We start from the raw sequence: 19,822 nt of genomic DNA on the forward strand, positions 1-19,822 counted from the left end.
ATGTAGACCAGCAGCGGAATCAGCTTTCTCTTGCTCATGGCAGGCCTCACCGATTGGCGTCAGAGTGAGTCATGGCGGTGTAGAACAGCCACGACACCAACAGGATGATCAGGAAGTACACCAGCGAGAAAGCCGCCGCCGGGCCGAGGTCGAATTGCCCTACGGCCATCTGGGTCAAGGTCTGACTCAGGAAGGTCGTGGCATTGCCCGGACCACCACCGGTCAGCACGAACGGTTCGGTGTAGATCATGAAACTGTCCATGAACCGCAGCATCACCGCGATCAGCAGCACGCTCTTGAGCTTGGGCAACTGGATGTGCCGGAACACCGCCCAGGCCGACGCCCGATCGATCCGCGCCGCCTGGTAATACACATCCGGAATCGCCCGCAGACCGGAGAAACACAACAACGCCACCAGCGACGTCCAGTGCCACACGTCCATCACCAACACCGTGACCCAGGCGTCCATGGTGTTGGCCGCATAGTTGTAGCTGATGCCCATGCCGTTGAGGCTGGACCCAAGCAAGCCGATGTCGGCCCGGCCGAAAATCTGCCAGATGGTGCCGACCACGTTCCACGGGATCAGCAGCGGAATCGCCAGGATAATCAGCACCAGCGACGACCAGCGGCCCTTGATCGGCATGGTCAGGGCGATGGCGATGCCCAACGGAATTTCAATCAACAACACGCAGGCGGAATAGATGAACTGGCGCAGCAGCGAGTCATGCAGCCTTGGGTCGAGCAACACCTGCTTGTACCAATCGGCGCCGACGAAATAGCGGCTGGACTGGTCGAAGATGTCCTGCACCGAATAGTTGACCACGGTCATCATCGGGATCACCGCACTGAACGCCACCAGCAGGAACACCGGCAGCACCAGCCACCAGGCCTTGTTGTTCTGCACCTTGTTCATGGCAGCACCTCCAGCAAGTAATCATCGGCGTAGACCATCAGCCATTGCCCCGGGAAACTGATGTACGCCGTGCCCTCGGGCACCGGTTTGTCTTCGGCCAGGCGTACTTTCAGCAGCACGCCGTCGAGGTTCAGGGTCATGATTTTGTAGGTGCCCAGGTCCTCGACGTGTACGACCTTAGCCCGCAACGCGTCATCAAAGGCTTCCTCCCACACATGGACGAACTCCGGACGGATGCCGACCTTCAGGGTTTTCCATTCGCTGTCGGCGATCCGTTGCTGCATCGCGTGGGACAACGGCAAGTGAGTCCCGGCAAAACCGACACCGCCGGCCTGCGGCTGGACGTCGATCAGGTTCATCCCCGGGCTGCCGATGAAATAGCCGACAAAGGTGTGGCTCGGCCGTTCGAACAATTCCCGTGGCGTACCGAACTGCACGATCTGCCCGCCGTACATCACCGCGATCTTGTCGGCGAAGGTCGAGGCTTCGAGCTGATCGTGGGTGACGTAGACCATGGTGATGTTGAACTGCTCGTGGATCTGCTTGAGCTTGCGCCGCAGCTTCCACTTCAGGTGCGGGTCGATCACCGTCAGCGGTTCATCGAAGAGGATCGCCGACACGTCATCGCGCACCAGCCCACGGCCCATGGAGACTTTCTGCTTTTCATCGGCGGTGAGGTTACGCGCCTTCTTGTGCAGCAACGCCTGAAGGTCGAGGACTTCGGCGATTTCATGCACCTTGCTGAAAATCTTCGCTTCGACCATGCCCTGATTGCGCAGCGGGAAAGCCAGGTTGTCGAACACCGTCATGGTGTCGTAGACCACCGGAAACTGGAAAACCTGGGCGATGTTGCGCTTTTCCGGGGTCAGTTCGTTGACCACTTTGCTGTCGAACATCACCTGGCCCTGGGACGGGCTGAGCAACCCGGAAATGATGTTGAGCAAGGTCGACTTGCCGCACCCCGATGGCCCGAGCAGCGCATAGGCGCCGCCCTGCTCCCAGACGTGGTCCATCTCGCGGATCGCGTAATCCTCAGGGCCGGCTGGTGTGCGGGTGTAGCTGTGGGCAAGGCTCTGCAAACGGATTTCGGCCATCAGGCAACCCTCGCAATAYGGCGACCGGGCGCCTGGACCAGCCGCCCCTGCATATCGAACACAAACAGTTTATGAGTCGGGATATAGATGCGAATCGGCGCATCGACGTCGTATTCGTGCACCCCCGGCAAGTGCAGCACCAACAGGAAATACTCGTTGCGCACGTGCAGGAAGGTTTCCGAACCGCTGATCTCGGCCACCTCGACGGTCACCGCCAGTTCCAGATCGTCGTCGTTGCTCGGCACCAGCGAGATATGGCTGGGACGCACGCCGAAACGGAACTCGCCCTCGCCCACCGGACGCAGATCGACGTTCAACGGGAAGTGCACGAAATTGGCGAAACTCACTTCGTTGCCGGCAATGCGCCCCGGCATCAGGTTGATCGGTGAACAGCTCGCGCATTTCCTGGCGCAGCTCTTCGCGCAGCTTGTAGTCGAGGTTGACCAGCGGCTCGTCSARCAGMATCAGCKSMGCGTYCTTGRCCAGCGCCCGGGCCAKSGCCRYGCGCTGYTGCTGGCCGCCGGAGAGCTCCAGTGGATGGCGCTGGAGAAACTTCTCGATGCGCAGCATCTTCGCGGTTTCCAGCACCTTGCTCTGGATCAACTCATTGGCAACGCCACCCTGACGCAGCGGCGAGGCGATGTTCTCGAACACCGTCATGGTCGGGTAATTGATGAACTGCTGATAGACCATCGACACATTGCGCAAACGCACCGGGCGCTGGGTGACGTCGACGCCGTTCATCAGGATGCGGCCGCTGTCGGGCTTGTCCAGACCGGCCATCAGGCGCATGAGGCTGGTTTTGCCGGACAGCGTGCGACCGAGCAAAACGTTGAACGATCCGGGTTCGAAATTAAGGCACGCATCGTCGATCCAGGTCTGGCCTTCGATGGTGCGGCTGACATGTTCCAGGATTAGTGACATGGCTCGGCCTTTTTTTATTTTTTGAGTCAAGCGACCGGAGCTACATAGCGACATCCGTGCCAAAAATCTCAAGCGTTTGATTTGGCTGGAAATCCCATCAAACAAGATAAAAATCGGATTCGTTGATGAACAGAAATGAACAACCACGAATGAACAACTGAACAATTCAACGATTGACAATGAACAAATGTGAACAACACTCTACGGATGTTTTTTGCGTGGCCCTCACGTGATGCAAAACCCATAAAAACAATAAAAGCTTGCCCAGAGATCGACCGCCATGGCCGTACCTGTCTCAAAGCGCTCCCACGACGCCATCATCCAGGACTCCTGGTCCCGCTGCCGCGCGTTCGGGCTCGATCATCAGAGCGCGCCAGCGTTCGATCAGCTACCGGCAGACGGCATCGCCCACTTGCTGGAAAGTCAGCATTCGCTGGTGCAAACCACCCATCAGGAAGTCCTGCCGTATTACGAAAACATCCTCAGCAACTCCAATTGCCTGATCATGCTCGCCGACAATCACGGCCAGGTGCTGACGTCGTGGGGTACCCAGCGTTTCATCGAGCCGAGCCTGACCCGCGGTTTCAGCGTCGGCGCCAGCTGGATGGAGCATTGCAGCGGGACCAATGCGATCGGCACCGCGCTGGCCTGCGAGCAGGCCGTGCACATCGAGCACGATGAACATTTCCTCAAGGCCAACCGCTTCATGACCGGTTCCGCCGCGCCGATTTTCGATGCCGAGCGCAAGGTGATCGCGGTGCTGGATGTGTCCAGCGACAGCTACCTGCCGCCCTCCCACACCCTGGGCATGGTCAAGATGATGAGCCAGACCGTGGAGAACCGGCTRATCCTCAACCTGTTCCACGGCCAGCATTTCCAACTGACCTTCAACACCGGGTTGAACAACCTCGACAGCCAATGGGCCGGGATGCTGATCTTCGATGAAACCGGTCAGGTACTGTCGGCCAACCGCCGGGCCGACAATCTGCTGGGCATCAGCCTGTCGCGGGTCAGCGTCGAAAGCCTGTTCAAAGTCTCGTTGATGGAACTGCTGAATCAGCCGGACGGCCTGCCGTTTTCCCTGCAAGCCTCAGGAAACAACCGTTTCCAGTGCGTGCTGAAACGACCGAAACAGGCGTCGATTCAGGCGCGGCTGTTTGCAGAAAAAAAGAGCACTGAAACGAAAAGCCCTGAAATAAAGTGCACTGAGCCCACCCTGGCAGCGCCCGCCGCGATCAGCCTCAACACCCTGCACTTTGGCGACAGCCGCGTGGAAAAAGCCGTGCGCCAGGCCGAACGTTTGCTGGAGAAGGACATTCCATTGTTGATCCACGGGGAAACCGGGGTCGGCAAGGAAGTCTTCGTCAAAGCCCTGCACCACGCCAGCTCACGCAGCAAACAACCGTTCATTGCCGTCAACTGTGCAGCGATCCCCGCCGAACTGGTGGAGTCCGAGCTGTTTGGCTACGAGAAAGGCGCGTTCACCGGCGCCAACCAGAAAGGCAGCATCGGGCTGATCCGCAAGGCCGACAAAGGCACCCTGTTCCTCGATGAAATCGGCGACATGCCGCTACCGACCCAGGCCCGGCTGCTGCGGGTATTGCAGGAACGTTGCGTACAACCGGTGGGCAGCAGCGAGTTGTTCCCGGTGGACATCCGGATCATCTCGGCGACCAACCGCTTGTTGCGCGAGCAGGTGCAGTTGGGGCGGTTTCGTGAGGATTTGTATTACCGCATCGGCGGTTTGACCCTGGAACTGCCACCGATCAGGGAGCGCAGCGACAAGCAGGCGTTGTTCAAGCGCTTGTGGGAGCAACACCGTGAACCGTCGCAGTGGGCCGGGTTGAGCCCCGAGGTGCTGGAACTGTTCAGCCGCCATCCGTGGCCGGGGAATTTGCGTCAGGTCAGCAGCGTGATGCAGGTGGCGTTGGCCATGGCCGAAGAGCAACCCGTACGGCCGGAACATTTGCCGGATGATTTTTTTGTCGATCTGGAGATGGAGCCGGTGGATACGCCGGAGCCGATAGCCGTTGATTTGAATGATGCCGAGGCATTGAATCGGCAATTGCAGGCGGCTGGGGGAAATATTTCGCACTTGGCGCGGCGGTTAGGGGTTAGTCGCAATACCCTTTACAAGCGGTTGCGCCAATTGGGGGATTGAAGGCTGCGATCTTTTGATCTTCAACCAAACAAACAAAAACCCGCACAAGTCGGGTTTTGTTTGTAGCAAACGCAGCGATCAGTCAGCCAGACGCCAGGTCGTGCCGCCCTTGCCGTCTTCCAGCACCACGCCCATGGCGGTGAGCTGGTCGCGGATGCGGTCGGATTCGGCCCAGTCTTTGTTGGCACGGGCAGTCAGGCGCGCCTGGATCAGTGCATCGACTTCAGCCGCGTCGACCCGCCCTTCGGCACCGGCCTGCAGGAAGTCATCGGCTTCAAGCTGCAATACACCCAGCACGCTGGCCAGTTCCTTCAAGCGTGCCGCCAGACCGGCCGCCGCATCCAGATCGCTCTCGCGCAGACGGTTGATCTCGCGGACCATCTCGAACAGCACCGCACAGGCTTCCGGCGTGCCGAAGTCGTCGTTCATCACCTGGGTGAAACGCTCGACGAAGGCTTCGCCGCCAGCAGGTGCCACTTTCGGCAGGCCTTTCAACGCATGGTAGAAACGCTCGAGGGCGCCCTTGGCGTCCTTGAGGTTGTCTTCCGAATAGTTGATCGCGCTGCGGTAGTGGCTCGACACCAGCAGGTAACGCACGACTTCCGGGTGGTACTTTTCGAGCACGTCGCGAATGGTGAAGAAGTTGTTCAAGGACTTGGACATCTTCTCGCCATTGATGCGAATCATGCCGCAATGCATCCACGCGTTGGCGTAGGTCTTGCCGGTGGCCGCTTCGCTCTGGGCGATTTCGTTTTCGTGGTGCGGGAACTCGAGGTCGCTGCCGCCGCCATGAATATCGAAGGTCTCGCCCAGGCAGCAGGTGGACATCACCGAGCACTCGATGTGCCAGCCCGGACGACCGTCGCCCCACGGCGATGGCCAGCTCGGCTCGCCTGGCTTGGCGCCTTTCCACAGCACGAAGTCCAGCGGGTCCTGTTTCGACTCGTCGACTTCGATTCGTGCGCCGATGCGCAGGTCTTCGATCTTCTTGCGCGACAGCTTGCCGTAGCCCATGAACTTGGCGACGCGGTAGTACACGTCGCCATTGCCCGGTGCGTAGGCGTAACCCTTGTCGATCAGGGTCTGGATCATCGCGTGCATGCCCGGGATGTGATCCGTGGCACGCGGCTCCATGTCCGGTTTTTTGATGTTCAGGCGCGCTTCATCTTCGTGCATCGCTGCGATCATGCGCTCGGTCAAGGCCTCGAACGACTCGCCGTTCTCGTTGGCCCGATTGATGATCTTGTCGTCGATATCGGTGATGTTGCGCACGTAGGTCAGGTCGTAACCGCTGAACCGCAACCAGCGGGTCACCAGGTCGAACGCGACCATGCTGCGGCCATGGCCCAGGTGGCAGTAGTCGTACACGGTCATCCCGCAGACGTACATGCGCACCTTGTTGCCATCCAGCGGCTTGAAGACTTCTTTGCTCTTGGTGAGCGTGTTGTAGATCGTAAGCACGACGGTTCCTTAAGACTTGATCACTGGCCCCACGAATCACGCAGGGTCACGGTACGGTTGAATACCGGAGCGCCCGGTTTCGAGTCCTTGATATCCGCGACGAAGTAACCTTCGCGCTCGAACTGGAAACGGTCTTCCGGCTGTGCGTTGCCCAACGAGGGTTCAGCACGACAACCGGTGAGGACTTGCAGTGAGTCAGGGTTGATGTTGTCCAGGAAACTGGCGCTGTCTTCGGCCTTCTCCGGGTTCGGAGAACGGAACAGACGATCGTACAGACGCACTTCGCACTCGACGCTGGCCGCAGCTGGCACCCAGTGCACCACGCCTTTGACCTTGCGGCCTTCGGGGTTCTTGCCCAGGGTGTCCGGATCGTACGAGCAACGCAGTTCGACGATGTTGCCGTCGGCATCCTTGATTGCTTCGTCGGCACGGATCACGTAGCTGCCGCGCAGACGCACTTCGCCGTTCGGCTCCAGGCGCTTGTAGCCTTTTGGCGGCTCTTCCATGAAGTCATCGCGGTCGATGTAGATTTCACGGGCGAACGGCAGCTTGCGCACGCCGAGTTCTTCTTTCTGCGGATGACGTGGCAGTTCGAGATTCTCGACTTGGTCTTCCGGGTAGTTGGTGATCACGACTTTCAACGGACGCAGCACGCACATGGCGCGCGGGGCATTCGCGTCCAGGTCCTGACGGATGCTGAACTCGAGCATGCCGAAGTCGACCACGCCATCGGAACGGTTGGTGCCGATCATGTCGCAGAAGTTGCGGATCGACGCCGGGGTGTAGCCACGGCGGCGGAAGCCCGACAGCGTGGACATGCGCGGATCGTCCCAGCCATTGACATGTTTCTCGTCCACAAGCTGCTTGAGCTTGCGCTTGCTGGTGATGGTGTAGTTCAGGTTCAGACGGCTGAATTCGTACTGACGCGGGTGCGCCGGTACTGCCAGGTTGTCGAGGAACCAGTCATACAGTGGACGATGGCTTTCGAACTCCAGGGTGCAGATCGAGTGGGTGATGCCTTCAATGGCGTCCGACTGACCGTGGGTGAAGTCGTAGTTCGGGTAGATGCACCACTTGTCGCCGGTCTGGTGGTGATGGGCATGACGGATGCGATACATGATCGGGTCGCGCAGGTTCATGTTCGGCGAGGCCATGTCGATCTTGGCCCGCAGCACACGTGCGCCGTCCTTGAATTCGCCGGCCTTCATGCGAGCGAACAGGTCGAGGTTTTCCTCAACCGAGCGGTCGCGGAACGGGCTGTTCTTGCCCGGCTCGGTCAGGGTGCCACGGTATTCCTTGGCCTGTTCGGGGGTCAGGTCGTCGACATAGGCCTTGCCGGCCTTGATCAGCTCTACCGCCCAGTCATGCAACTGGTCGAAATACTGCGAGGCGTAGCGCACTTCACCGGACCATTCGAAGCCCAGCCATTTGACGTCGCTTTCGATCGCGTCGATGTATTCCTGGTCTTCCYTGGCCGGGTTGGTGTCGTCGAAACGCAGGTGCGTGACGCCGCCGAATTCCTGGGCCAGGCCGAAGTTCACACAGATCGACTTGGCGTGACCGATGTGCAGGTAACCGTTGGGCTCAGGCGGAAAACGGGTAACGATCTGCGTGTGCTTACCCGAGTCCAGGTCCGCCTGGATGATCGGGCGCAGGAAATTGACCGGCACGGCAGGGCCGGTCTTGGAATTCGAGGTAGGGTCGACAGTGGGCTTGCTCATAGGATCCTTGAACGTACAAGTGCGCGGCCAGTTGGCCAAATCAAAGCGGCTGTTATAAATCAAAGGGGCTTATCATAGCCGATGCTGTCAAGTGGCTGACAGAGCAGGCCGGCAATCGGTTGCATTTAATCGGCCGGCGATGAAAAACAGCCTCGAAATTCGCGTCCGGCACGCTAAACTGCGCACCTTGGCCGACACTGGCCGGACCGGTTGAGGGCCAAAGCGCCCCTAACCCACGAATTTCTATAAAGAGTACTGATCATGACTCAAGTCAAACTGTCTACCAACTTCGGCGACATCGTCCTGAAACTGAACGCTGAAAAGGCACCGCTGACCRTTGCCAATTTCATCGAATACGTCAAGGCCGGTCACTACGAAAACACTGTTTTCCACCGCGTCATCGGTAACTTCATGATCCAGGGCGGCGGTTTCGAGCCTGGCATGAAAGAAAAGAAAGACAAGCGCCCAAGCATCCAGAACGAAGCCGACAACGGCCTGCCGAACAAGAAGTACAGCGTTGCCATGGCCCGCACCATGGAGCCGCATTCGGCTTCCGCGCAATTCTTCATCAACGTGGCTGACAACAGCTTCCTGAACCACAGCGCCAAGACCGTTCAGGGCTGGGGCTACGCGGTATTCGGCGAAGTGGTTGAAGGCACCGACGTCGTCGACAAGATCAAAGGCGTGGCCACCACCTCCAAGGCCGGTCACCAGGACGTACCTGCAGACGACGTGATCATCGAGAAAGCCGAGATCATTGAGTGATACTGCTGATTTCAGACTTGCATCTGGAAGAGGAGCGCCCGGACATTACCCGGGCGTTTCTGGATTTGCTCGCTGGACGCGCCCGCTCGGCGAGTGCGTTGTACATTCTGGGCGACTTTTTCGAGGCGTGGATTGGCGACGATGCCATGACAGCCTTCCAGCGTTCCATCTGCCAGGCCCTGCGTAATTTGAGCGACAGCGGCACGGCCATTTTCCTGATGCACGGCAATCGCGACTTCATGCTCGGCAAGGCCTTCTGCAAAGCGGCCGGCTGTACCTTGCTCAAAGATCCGAGTGTCGTGCAGTTTTACGGCGAGCCGGTGCTGTTGATGCACGGCGACAGCCTCTGCACCCGCGACGTAGGTTATATGAAGCTGCGGCGCTACCTGCGTAACCCGATCACCCTGTTCATCCTGCGCCATCTGCCTTTGGGCACCCGGCATAAACTGGCGCGCAAGCTGCGCAGTGAAAGCCGTGCGCAAACGCGGATGAAGGCCAATGACATTGTCGATGTCACGCCGGAAGAAGTGCCGCGGGTCATGCAGGCCTATGGTGTGAAAACCTTGATCCACGGCCACACCCATCGCCCCGCCATCCACAAGTTGCAGATTGGCGAGCAGGCGGCCAAGCGCATTGTGCTGGGGGATTGGGACCGTCAAGGCTGGGCGTTGCAGGTGGATGAGCAAGGGTTTGCGTTGGCGCCGTTTGATTTTGGTAACCCAATCCTCCTGTAGGAGCGAGGCTTGCCCGCGAACGCGGCGTGTCAATCAATATTTACGTAGACTGACACGCCGCCTTCGCGGGCAAGCCTCGCTCCTACAAGAGGTCACTCAGTGGCCGGAAGCAGCCGGCCCCGCCTTCGCCGCAAACGGCGGTTTCGCCAGCCATACCAGCAGAATCAAGCCCATGAACGCCCACCCCAGCAACGTGAAGTAATCCACGGTGGAGAGCATGTACGCCTGGCTGGTCAGTACATGATCTAGTTGCGCGTAGGCCGGGTTGCCCGCCCCGCCCAGCGTGTTCAACGCCTCCCGGGTTGCCGGCTCATAGGTGGTGATGCTTTCACTCAGATACGCATGGTGCTGATCGGCCCGGCGAATCCAGATCCAGGTGGTCAACGACGCCGCAAAACTACCGCCCAGGGTACGCAGGAAGGTCGCCAGCCCCGCGCCGTCGGCAATCTGGCTCGGCGGCAGGTCCGACATCAAAATGCTCAAGGTCGGCATGAAGAACAGCGCCACGCCAATGCCCATGAACAGCTGCACCAGGGCGATGTGCTGGAAGTCCACTTCGTTGGTAAACCCGGCGCGCATGAAACAACTCAAACCGATGCACAGGAACGCGCCACCGGCCAGCAATCGCAGGTCGAATTTGTGCGCGTACCTACCGACAAACGGCGACAACACCACCGGCAGAATGCCGATCGGTGCCACCGCCAGGCCAGCCCAGGTGGCGGTGTAGCCCATCTGGGTTTGCAGCCATTGCGGCAGGATCAGGTTGATGCCGAAGAACCCGGCGTATCCGCCCACCAGCACGATGGTGCCGATGCGGAAGTTGCGGTAGGCGAACAGCCGCAGGTTGACCACCGGGTGTTTGTCGGTCATTTCCCAGATCACGAACACTGCCAGCGCAATCACCGAAATAGCCGCGCCGATGATGATGAAGTTCGACTCGAACCAGTCCAGGTCATTGCCCTTGTCGAGAATCACCTGCAACGCGCCAACGCCAATGATCAAGGTGATCAGACCCACGTAATCCATCGGCTGGTAACTGGTCTCCACCGGGCGCGCCTTGAGTTGCTGGCGCACCACCATCACGGCGAAAACCCCGATCGGCACGTTGATGAAGAAGATCCACGGCCAGCTGTAGCTGTCGGTGATCCAGCCACCGAGGATGGGACCTGCAATCGGCGCCACCACCGTGACCATCGCCAGCAACGCCAGGGCCATGCCGCGCCTCGCGGGCGGATAGACCGCGATCAACAGCGTCTGGGTCATGGGGTACAACGGCCCGGCCACCAGGCCTTGCAGTACCCGAAAGCCGATCAGCTCCGGCATCGAAGTCGAGATACCGCACAGAAACGACGCCAGCACGAACAGCATCGTCGCCCAGAGAAACAGTTTCACCTCACCAAAGCGCCGGCTGAGCCAACCCGTCAGCGGCAGCGCGATGGCGTTGCTCACGGCAAACGAGGTGATCACCCAGGTGCCCTGCTCCGAACTCACGCCCAGGTTGCCGGAAATCGTCGGCAAAGCCACGTTGGCGATGGTGGTGTCGAGCACTTGCATGAACGTCGCCAGCGACAGGCCGATGGTGCTGAGCACCAGGCTGGGCGGCGAGAAAGAGGCGTTATGGCTCATCGCGAATCCTTTGGAGCTGAATTTTTTGGAGCGGGATTGGCACAGCGCCTGTTACTGACGCAGCTGACCTTGTGGGAGTGAGTGTGGAGAGGGAGCTCACTCCCACAGGGTCGGTGTGATGGCGAATCAGCGGTGCGCGGTTTTGCTGACCGCGGCGCTGTTATCGTGGATCAATTGGGTGATCATCGCGTCGGCCTCGACCAACTGACGGTCATACACATTGGTACTGAACGAAGCCTTTTGCGGTGGCTGTTGCGCCAACACCGGACCGCTCTGGTCACGCAGGTTCACCTCGACCTGAGTCGACAGGCCGACCCGCAACGGGTGCTTGGCCAGTTCTTCGGCATTGATGTGAATCCGCACCGGCACCCGCTGCACGATCTTGATCCAGTTACCGGTGGCGTTCTGCGCCGGCAGCAAGGCAAACGCACTGCCGGTCCCGGCACCGAGGCTGTCGATGGTGCCGCTGTATTTGACGTTGCTACCGTAGAGATCGGCTTCAATGTCCACCGGCTGACCGATGCGCATGTCACGCAGTTGGGTTTCCTTGAAATTCGCGTCGATCCACAGCTGATCCAGCGGAATCACCGCCATCAGCGCGGTGCCCGGCTGGACACGCTGACCGAGTTGCACGGTACGTTTGGCGACATAACCGGTGACCGGCGCGATCAAGGTGCTGCGGGCATTGTTCAGGTACGCCTGACGCACTTGCGCAGCGGCGGCCATCACGTCCGGGTGCGACGACACCACTGTGTCATCGACCAGCGCGCTGGTGGTCTTGAGCTGTTGTTGGGCGTTGGCCAGGGCGTTCTGCGCCGAGGTCAGGTCATCACGGGCGTGGGACAGCTCTTCCTGGGAAATCGCCCCGCCGGCAGCGAGGTTTTTCCGCCGATTGAAGTTCTCCTGAGCCTTTTGCACTTCGGCCTGCTGCGCATTGACCTGGGCTTTCATGCCGTCGACGTTACTGTACAAACCGCGCACCTGGCGCACAGTGCGGGCCAGGTTGGCCTGGGCGCTTTGCAGACCGACTTCGGCGTCGTTCGGATCGAAGTTGATCAGCACCTGGCCTTCATGGACCAAATCGCCATCGTCGGCGCCGATGCTGACCACGGTGCCGGTGACCAGCGGCGTGATTTCCACCACGTTGCCGTTCACATAGGCGTCGTCGGTGCTTTCGCTCCAGCGGCCGAAGAATTGGTGATAACCCCAGACGCCGGCTCCGGAGAGGATCACCATGATGGTCAGGACAAACAGCATCACCTTGCGCTTGCGCGGGTTGCTCGTGTCTTGACCGTTGTCAGGCGTTGGGGTTGGAGTTGTATCGGCAGTGGCCATGACAAGTACCTTGAATTAGTTGTGCTGCGTGGCTGGGGTTGCGTTGGCGGCGGTCAGGGTTTCGCCCTGAAATCCGCCACCCARCGCTTGCATCAGTTGAATCGACAGGTCGATCTGCTCGGCATTCAGGTTGGCCAGCTGACGCTGGGCCTGGAGCAACTGCTGCTCGATGCTGAGCACGTCGAGGTAGTTGCCGATGCCGGAACCGTAGCGCTGGACCACGGTGTTGTAAGAATCCCGGGCGATGTCGGTGGCGTGTTGCTGGGCACCGATTTGCCGGCCGATATCGTGCAACTGGTTGATGGTGTCGCTGACATCGCCCAAGGCTTTCACCAGGCTTTTGTTGTACTGCGCCACCGCGAGGTCGTAATCGGCGTCGCGGGAATCGAGGTCGGCACGCAGGCGGCCGCCGTCGAAAATCGGCACCGAGATCGTTGGAGCGATGTTGAAGAAACGGCTCGCCGATCCAAACATCGCATCGCCCAGTAAAGATTCGGCACCCGCCGCCGCGCTCAAGTTCAAGTTGGGATAGAACTGTATTTTGCCAGCGGCGATGTTCTTGCTCGCGGCCTCGACCCGCCAGCGCGCGGCCACGAGGTCGGGACGACGACCGAGCAGTTCGGCCGGCAATACCGACGGCAATGCAACGGCGCTGGCCTGAAGGACTTTCGGCCGGGCGATTTCGTTGCCGCGATCCGGGCCTTTGCCCAGCAGCACCGCCAAGGCGATTTTCGCGCTTTGCAGGCGTTTCTCGGCGTCGATCAGGCTGGCTTCGGCGCTGGCTTCAAGGCTTTCGGTTTGCTGGAACTGGTACTGACTGTCGATCCCCGAGCTCAGGCGACGCTGGCTGAGGTCGAGCATTTGTTTGGTGCGCTTGAGGTCTTCGCTGGCCAGGTCATGGATGATGTGCGCCTGCCCCAGATCGCTGTAGGCACGGGCGACGTCGGCGGACAAGGTCAGTTGCGCGGCCTGCTGATCGACTTCGGCGGCGCGGGCCTGGCCCAACGCGGCTTCCCAGGCATCGCGCTGGCCGCCCCAGAGGTCGAAGGTGTAATTGAAGCTGGCGCCGAGATTACGCACGGTGGAGTAAGTGCCACCCTGCCCGCTCGGGTCTTTGTCGCGGGCCAGACGCGAACGGCTGACACCGGCGTTGGCATCGAGGGTGGGCATCCGTGCAGCATCGGCGGCGTAGGCGGCAGCACTGGCCTGGTGAGCGCGGGCGTCGGCGATTTGCATGTCGGGGCTGTCGTGCAGGGCTTCGCGGATCAGGCCGTCGAGCTGCGGGTCGCCGAGGCTTTTCCACCAGTCGCTTTTCGGCCATGCGGCGGGTGTCAGGGTCACGCCATTGAGCGACTGCCCGGCCTTGAGGTTCTTCGCATCGAGGCTGACGCCTTCGGTGCTCAGGCCACTGTAACTGGCGCAACCGGCGACGCTCATGGCCAACAGCACCAGGCTCAGTCCGGTACGCAGGCGTTTACTGTTCATTGCCACCTACCCGCAGCAAGGTGATCGAGTCACCCGCCGCTACCAGGATTTTCTTCAGGATGTGTTCCAGGGCTTTCAGTTCTTCCGGGGTGATGGCCCCGGCCAGTTCATTCATGGCATCGGCGCCGATTTCCGGCAGACGGTCAGTCAACTGTTGACCTTGTTCGGTCAGCACCAGTTGCACCTGACGGCGGTCTGCTTCGGAGCGTTGGCGGGCGAGGAAACCTTTCTGTTCCAGACGATCGAGCATGCGGGTCATCGAACCACTGTCCAGCGACAGGTGGCGGCACAGCTCGGCCGGGGTATCGACGCCGAACTGGGCCATGATGATCAACACTTTGAACTGCGCGGCGGTGATGCCGTGGGGTTCCATGTGAGTGTCGATGATCCGGTCCTTGAGCAGCGCGGCGCGTCCGAGCAAGAGGCCGAGATGGCAATTATGGAAATCGTATGAGGAGAAATGTTTCATCGGACCACCAATTAGCTGCCTAGGCAGTGAATGTATGTCGAGATATTACTGCTTAGGCAGCCAATGTCAACGCAATAGTTAGGATGCTTTGTATTTAGCTGATCGGCGGCGGGGGGATAGAGTGGTCAATCGTCGGCAGGAACAGGTTCACCCACATGATCGTGAACCTGTTCGCCGATGGGCTTGAAGGCGGGCTTACATCAGGGGAATGGAATAGCTCACGATCAGGCGATTCTGATCCTGATTGCGGGCGATATCGCTGCGTGACATTGCGTTGCGCCAGCCGAAACCGACGTTCTTCAACGCGCCACTTTGAATCACATAATCCAGGGAGATATCTCGCTCCCATTCGCTCGCGTCCTGGCCGCTTGTCGTCTGGATGTTGTTGCCCTTGAGATACATGACCGACGCCTTCAGACCCGGAACTCCCACGGCCGCGAAGTCGTAGGCATATTGCGCGAATGCGGTCCGTTCGCCGGCCTGGATGAAGGTTTGAATGGTGCGGTCGGTGTACAGATAAAGACTGGCGCCGCCCTCGCCTTTGTCGACCAGCCCGCCTTGATTGAGTTGAGCAAAGTTGCTGTCATCGGAAACGCTTTGATAACCCGCTGTAATGGCATGGCCGCCTAACGAGTAAATGAATGCCGCACTCCAGGTATCGTTGTCGATTTCACCCGTCCCGCCTTTGGTATAACCACCTAACTTGTAACCACTGGCACGCCCGGCGGCACTGCTGTTCTTGCCATCGGAAGTGGTCTTGAAATATCGCAAGTCGGTTTTCAGCGAGCCGTACTCACCCAACGGCAGTACATGCAATACACCGGCGAAGTGCTGTTGGTAATAGTCTTCAAGGTTGGCGTAGTAATACTGGGCAGTCAGGTCTTTAGTCAGTTTGTAATCAGCGCCGGCGAAGGTGAACTTGTTGCTTTCCTGGTTGGCACCCGCTACCGCCAGGCCGGCACTGTCGCTGGAACCGCGGCCAGTGGCATGCTCAAGTTGGCCGGCGGTAAAGGTCAGATTATCGAGTTCGTTGCTGGTGACCTGACCGCCTTCAAAGGTTTGCGGCAGCAGTCGACCATCGTTCGCCACCAGAATCGGCAACTTTGGCTGCAAGGTGCCGTAGCGCAACTCGGTCTTGGAGAACCGCATCTTTGCTGTCGCGCCTGCACGCGCCCATTGATCCGCGGCCTTATCGCCATCACTGGGAATCATTGAACTGCCGACATGCCGTCCTTCACCGCTGTCGAGCTTGATCCCAAGCAAACCGATCGCATCCAGACCGAAACCCACCGTACCGTCGGTGAACCCCGACTGATAGTTGAGCATGAAGCCTTGGCCCCATTCTTCAGTTTTCGACGGCGCGGCGGCACCGTCGCGGTTATCGTTATTGAAATAGAAGTTACGCAAGTTCAAGTTGGCTTTGCTGTCATTAATAAAATCAGCAGACGCCAAGGGACTCAGGGCCATGCCCAAACCGCCGGTTAAAAAACTTAATACTTGAAACGAGGCTTTCATCAGGGCGAACTCCAGCGCAGAAACCATGTTCTGTGCGCAGTAAAAAGACAGCAGGAAGCAACGGGCCCACCAATGGATAAGCCCGCGCATTAAGTCATCATTGAGATAAACGTCATGTAACCGTACTAAGTGGCCGTCGTTAAAACCTCCCCAAGCTAAATAAGCACAGCATCGTCATCGTCCTGGCGTTATCAGTCGATCAATCCATGATCGTCATAAAACGGATAAGGCCCGGCGTATTCACCGAACACGGCGTTGTGGGTCACCAGACCTTGTTGCGGATGCCAGCGATGTACCAGGTACCCCGCCGGCTCCAGATTGAAATGTGCGGGCGCGGATGCCTCCAGATCCAGCACGATCTGGTGGGAAGTGCCGGGGCACACACAACTCAACGAGCCGCCGAAGCGACGCTGCATGGGCCGATGCAGATGCCCACAAAGCAAGCGCTCTACCTGCGGATGGCGAGCGACGAGCGCTTCCAAAGCAGCGGTATTGATAAACGGCTCGTGGTCCATGTGGCCGATGCCCGTGATAAAGGGCGGATGATGGAGAATCAACAGCGTCGGTACATGGGGGCGACGGGACAATTGCTCATCGAGCCAGCGCAACTGGCTGTCCAGCAATTGACCGCCATGGGCGCCCGGCCGGGTCGAGTCCAAGCCGATCAGGCGTACCGGATGCTCCTCGACCACCCAGTCGAGCGGCGCGTTGGCGTTAGTCGGCAAATAAGTGTGATGGGTAAATCCCGCCAGTAGCTGCTCGCGATGATCGTGATTGCCGGGAACCAGATAGACAGGCATGTGCAATCGCGCCAGTTCGCGCTTGAGCACCGCGTATTCATCGGCACGGCCGAAATCCACCAGGTCGCCGCTGATGACCACGATGTCAGGGCGCGGTTGGCTGGCATTCAAATGATCCACCGCGCGCCGCAACGCGCCCAGACAATCGACCACGCCATAGGTCAGCTTTTGATCGGCTTTAAGGTGCAAATCGCTGATCTGCGCAATAAGAAACGGACTGTTCAAAATAAGTGCTCTTAAACAAAAAACATCACGAATGCAGGGTGAACAACACGTGTGGCTCGATGGCCAGGGCAATCAGCGCGCCAGTGGCATGAATGACGCCGTCAGCGCTGTCGACCAGCAATGGCTGCCCGGCCCCGACGTCCACCAACAGGCKACTTTGCGCCCCCTGGAAAAACTGCCCGACCAGACGACCGCGCACATGCCCGGCACCGTCCATCACCCGCAAATGCTCAGGACGGCAGTACACCGTCGTCGGCACAGGGATCCCCTTCCAGGGCAACTCGCCACCGCTGACCTTCAAGCCATGGGCGGTCGGTTCGATCACCGGGAACGCATTGAGGTTGCCGACGAAACTGGCGACAAACGCGTTGGCGGGTTGCTGATAGATGTCTCGTGGCGTGGCCAGTTGTGCGATGCGTCCGCGCTCCATGACCAGGATCCGGTCCCCCAGCGCCATGGCCTCGCCCTGGTCGTGCGTCACAAACACCGAGGTAATGCGCAAGCTGCGCAGCAGTTGATCCAGCTCGCTGCGCAGCCGTTCGCGCAACTGCGCATCCAGCGCTGCCAACGGCTCATCAAGCAGCAACACCCGAGGCCGGGGGGCCAACGCACGGGCGAGTGCCACCCGCTGACGCTGGCCGCCGGACAACTCGTGAATGCGGCGTTTGCCGTGATCCTGCAGGCCGACCAGTTCCAGCAACTCGGCGCAACGCTTGTTGCGTTCGGCGGGCGACAGGCCTCTTATCTTCAGGCCGTAAACAATATTGCCGGCCACGTCCAGGTTCGGAAACAACGCGTAATTCTGAAACACCATGCCCACGTCGCGGCGCTCGATCGGCAGGCGTGTGACGTCACTGTCGGCAAAGAAAATCTGCCCGACATCCGGGCGTTCAAGGCCGGCGATCATGCGCAACGTGGTGGTTTTACCGCAACCGGACGGGCCAAGGATCGCCAAGGTTTCCCCGGCCTCGATAGTCAGGTTCAAATCATCTACAGCAACGGTGCCGTCAGAGAACGCCTTGCGGCAACCCTGCAGGCGAATAGTGGTTCCAGTCATCGACGCTCTCCACGAGAAAGACGGGCGCTGATGGCTTGCAACGCAATCAGCAGCGGCACGATCATCAACAGAAATATGAGGGTGTAGGCGCTGGCCACTTCCAGCCGCGCCGAGGCATAGCTGTCGGCCAGGCCCACCGGCAAGGTCTTGGTCATCGGTGTGTGGAGCATCCAGGTCAGGTTGAACTCACCCAGCGACAGGGTGACGACCATCAACACTCCGGCCAGTATCCCGGCCCGACAATTGGGCAYCACCACACTGAAGAAACGCTTGATCGGCCCGGCACCGAGGCTCGCCGCCGCCTCTTCGAGCGTCGGCAATTGCTGGCGCTGCATCACCGCCATTACTGGGCGCACCAGAAATGGCAAGGTAAACAGCACATGACCCACCAGGATAAACAGCCAATTGCTGCGAAACTCGCCGAATTGCCCGTAGGTCAGCAGCAACGCCAAGGCACTGGCCAAGCCCGGCATGGCCACGGGCAACACCATCAGCTCTTCAAATGCACGGCTGAAGCGGTTGTTCATCCGCACCAGGGCATAAGCCGCCGGCACGCCGATCACGCAAACACTCACGGCACAGGCAACCGCCAACCGCAGTGATAACCAGACCGTCGGCGAGTAGCTTTGCCAGACCTGAATCAACCAGTCGAACGTCAGGCCACTGGACACCCCGACGAAGTAATTGCGCGTCAGCCCCGCCAGCAATGACATCAGCACCGGCACCAACATGAAGGCACAGACCAGCAGGGTAAAAACCAGCTGTGCGATAAACAGCGTTGTTCGTTTCACAAAACCGTCCCCGACTGTTTGGCCACGCGCCGTGCCAGCAACAGCACCGCCCAGGTGACTGCTCCGAGGATGACCGACAGCGCAGCGGCCACGGTGAAATTGGCGTAGTTGGTGAACACGTTATAGATGGCCACGGGGGTCACGTTCAGCCGCGTGCCCAAGGTGAACGCAGTGCCGAAAGCGCCCATCGACGTCGCGAAACAAATGGCGCCGCAGGATACCAGCGCGGGGGCCAACCCCGGCACGATCACGTCGCACACCACCCGCCAATGTCCGGCGCCGAGTGAGTGCGCGGCTTCTTCCAGGCTGCGATCCAGGCTTTCACACGCGGCCATCACCGTGAGAATCACCCGCGGAATCGAGAAGTACAGATAACCGATGAACAGCCCCATCAGCGAGTAAGCGAAAATCCAGCGCTCACCCGCCAGCCCCAGACCGAGCGAGGCGAACAGGCCTTGTCGACCGGCCAGCAGAATCACCAGAAAGCCGACCACCACCCCGGGAAACGCCAGCGGAAACGTCAGCAGCGCAACTAACGCCGAGCGACCGAAGAACTGCTGGCGAGCGAGAAACACCCCGCTGATGCCACCGACCAACAACGCCGCCAGTGTCACCAACGCCGCAAGGAGACAGGTCTGCACCAGGCTGCCAAGGTATTGCGCACTACTGAGCACTTGCCAATAGCCACTGTCGCTGCCCTCGCGCCCCTGCCCACCCAGCACAATCAAATGCGCTAGCGGCAACAG

General features: G+C 59.7%; 16 protein-coding genes and 1 pseudogene. 3 read left to right on the top strand and 14 right to left on the bottom strand.

The window, feature by feature from the left end; genetic code table 11:
* Positions 1 to 46 precede the first annotated feature (46 nt).
* The 3 genes and pseudogenes from AC1DLB_RS03105 to AC1DLB_RS03115 form a co-directional block, all read right to left on the bottom strand.
* Positions 47 to 913 (bottom strand): carbohydrate ABC transporter permease, encoded by an 867-nt coding sequence (locus AC1DLB_RS03105; protein ID WP_064618816.1) that lies wholly within the window; start codon positions 911 to 913, stop codon positions 47 to 49.
* A complete protein-coding gene (locus AC1DLB_RS03110; RefSeq protein WP_111454073.1) occupies positions 910 to 2,007 on the bottom strand; it encodes an ABC transporter ATP-binding protein in 1,098 nt (365 codons plus the stop codon). Before AC1DLB_RS03110 ends, AC1DLB_RS03105 begins: the two co-directional genes overlap by 4 nt.
* Positions 2,007 to 2,931 (bottom strand): annotated as a pseudogene (locus AC1DLB_RS03115) (ABC transporter ATP-binding protein). Before AC1DLB_RS03115 ends, AC1DLB_RS03110 begins: the two are co-directional and overlap by 1 nt.
* Positions 2,932 to 3,211: 280 nt before the next feature.
* Here AC1DLB_RS03115 and AC1DLB_RS03120 point away from each other — a divergent pair.
* Positions 3,212 to 5,092 carry a sigma-54-dependent Fis family transcriptional regulator gene (locus AC1DLB_RS03120; protein ID WP_086944997.1) on the top strand — a complete coding sequence of 627 codons (1,881 nt, stop codon included), beginning with the start codon at positions 3,212 to 3,214 and terminating at the stop codon, positions 5,090 to 5,092.
* A 78-nt stretch (positions 5,093 to 5,170) separates the two neighbouring features.
* Here AC1DLB_RS03120 and cysS read toward each other — a convergent pair whose 3' ends face one another.
* Positions 5,171 to 6,553, bottom strand: a complete 1,383-nt coding sequence (gene cysS, locus AC1DLB_RS03125; RefSeq protein ID WP_111454075.1) for a cysteine--tRNA ligase — start codon at positions 6,551 to 6,553, stop codon at positions 5,171 to 5,173.
* Between the two features lie 20 nt (positions 6,554 to 6,573).
* Entirely contained in the window at positions 6,574 to 8,274 is a 1,701-nt protein-coding gene (locus tag AC1DLB_RS03130; RefSeq protein ID WP_477784584.1) for a glutamine--tRNA ligase/YqeY domain fusion protein, read from the bottom strand.
* Between the two features lie 261 nt (positions 8,275 to 8,535).
* Here AC1DLB_RS03130 and AC1DLB_RS03135 point away from each other — a divergent pair, with 261 nt between their 5' ends.
* Both AC1DLB_RS03135 and lpxH read left to right on the top strand, forming a co-directional pair.
* Complete coding sequence (locus AC1DLB_RS03135; protein ID WP_477784585.1) at positions 8,536 to 9,039, top strand: peptidylprolyl isomerase; 504 nt, start codon at positions 8,536 to 8,538, stop codon at positions 9,037 to 9,039.
* Positions 9,036 to 9,773 carry a UDP-2,3-diacylglucosamine diphosphatase gene (gene lpxH, locus AC1DLB_RS03140; protein ID WP_477743711.1) on the top strand — a complete coding sequence of 246 codons (738 nt, stop codon included), beginning with the start codon at positions 9,036 to 9,038 and terminating at the stop codon, positions 9,771 to 9,773. Before AC1DLB_RS03135 ends, lpxH begins: the two co-directional genes overlap by 4 nt.
* A 96-nt stretch (positions 9,774 to 9,869) precedes the next feature.
* Here lpxH and AC1DLB_RS03145 read toward each other — a convergent pair whose 3' ends face one another.
* The 9 genes from AC1DLB_RS03145 to AC1DLB_RS03185 all read right to left on the bottom strand — a co-directional run.
* Positions 9,870 to 11,399 (bottom strand): DHA2 family efflux MFS transporter permease subunit, encoded by a 1,530-nt coding sequence (locus AC1DLB_RS03145; protein WP_018925480.1) that lies wholly within the window; start codon positions 11,397 to 11,399, stop codon positions 9,870 to 9,872.
* A gap of 126 nt (positions 11,400 to 11,525) precedes the next feature.
* Positions 11,526 to 12,734: an HlyD/EmrA/EmrK family protein gene (locus tag AC1DLB_RS03150; protein WP_018925479.1), complete on the bottom strand. Its 1,209-nt coding sequence runs from the start codon at positions 12,732 to 12,734 to the stop codon at positions 11,526 to 11,528.
* A gap of 15 nt (positions 12,735 to 12,749) precedes the next feature.
* Positions 12,750 to 14,219, bottom strand: coding sequence for an efflux transporter outer membrane subunit (locus AC1DLB_RS03155; RefSeq protein ID WP_477743712.1), 1,470 nt, complete (start codon positions 14,217 to 14,219; stop codon positions 12,750 to 12,752).
* Positions 14,209 to 14,688 (bottom strand): MarR family winged helix-turn-helix transcriptional regulator, encoded by a 480-nt coding sequence (locus AC1DLB_RS03160; RefSeq protein WP_018925477.1) that lies wholly within the window; start codon positions 14,686 to 14,688, stop codon positions 14,209 to 14,211. The genes AC1DLB_RS03155 and AC1DLB_RS03160 overlap by 11 nt, the downstream gene beginning before the upstream one ends.
* A gap of 195 nt (positions 14,689 to 14,883) precedes the next feature.
* On the bottom strand, positions 14,884 to 16,203 hold the full coding sequence (locus AC1DLB_RS03165) for an OprD family porin (RefSeq protein ID WP_026286361.1): 1,320 nt from the start codon (positions 16,201 to 16,203) through the stop codon (positions 14,884 to 14,886).
* 191 nt (positions 16,204 to 16,394) lie between these two features.
* Positions 16,395 to 17,228, bottom strand: a complete 834-nt coding sequence (locus AC1DLB_RS03170) for a phosphodiesterase (RefSeq protein WP_064618825.1) — start codon at positions 17,226 to 17,228, stop codon at positions 16,395 to 16,397.
* Positions 17,229 to 17,253: 25 nt separating this feature from the next.
* Entirely contained in the window at positions 17,254 to 18,285 is a 1,032-nt protein-coding gene (locus AC1DLB_RS03175; RefSeq protein WP_477784586.1) for an ABC transporter ATP-binding protein, read from the bottom strand.
* The gene (locus tag AC1DLB_RS03180; RefSeq protein WP_477784587.1) at positions 18,282 to 19,076 is read right to left on the bottom strand and encodes an ABC transporter permease; all 795 of its coding nucleotides are present in this window, start codon (positions 19,074 to 19,076) and stop codon (positions 18,282 to 18,284) included. Before AC1DLB_RS03180 ends, AC1DLB_RS03175 begins: the two co-directional genes overlap by 4 nt.
* Positions 19,073 to 19,822 (bottom strand): ABC transporter permease (locus AC1DLB_RS03185; protein ID WP_477784588.1); only part of this gene is annotated, 750 nt, incomplete at its 5' end. The genes AC1DLB_RS03185 and AC1DLB_RS03180, both read right to left, overlap by 4 nt.

It is taken from the genome of Pseudomonas sp. 05N434 (genome assembly GCF_056396965.1).

What these genes read in the sequence shown, in the direction of transcription:
- AC1DLB_RS03105 (WP_064618816.1), bottom strand. Translation starts at nt 913, where the DNA reads ATGAACAAGGTGCAGAACAACAAGGCCTGGTGGCTGGTGCTGCCGGTG.
- AC1DLB_RS03110 (WP_111454073.1), bottom strand. Translation starts at nt 2,007, where the DNA reads ATGGCCGAAATCCGTTTGCAGAGCCTTGCCCACAGCTACACCCGCACA.
- AC1DLB_RS03145 (WP_018925480.1), bottom strand. Translation starts at nt 11,399, where the DNA reads ATGAGCCATAACGCCTCTTTCTCGCCGCCCAGCCTGGTGCTCAGCACC.
- AC1DLB_RS03150 (WP_018925479.1), bottom strand. Translation starts at nt 12,734, where the DNA reads ATGGCCACTGCCGATACAACTCCAACCCCAACGCCTGACAACGGTCAA.
- AC1DLB_RS03160 (WP_018925477.1), bottom strand. Translation starts at nt 14,688, where the DNA reads ATGAAACATTTCTCCTCATACGATTTCCATAATTGCCATCTCGGCCTC.
- AC1DLB_RS03165 (WP_026286361.1), bottom strand. Translation starts at nt 16,203, where the DNA reads ATGAAAGCCTCGTTTCAAGTATTAAGTTTTTTAACCGGCGGTTTGGGC.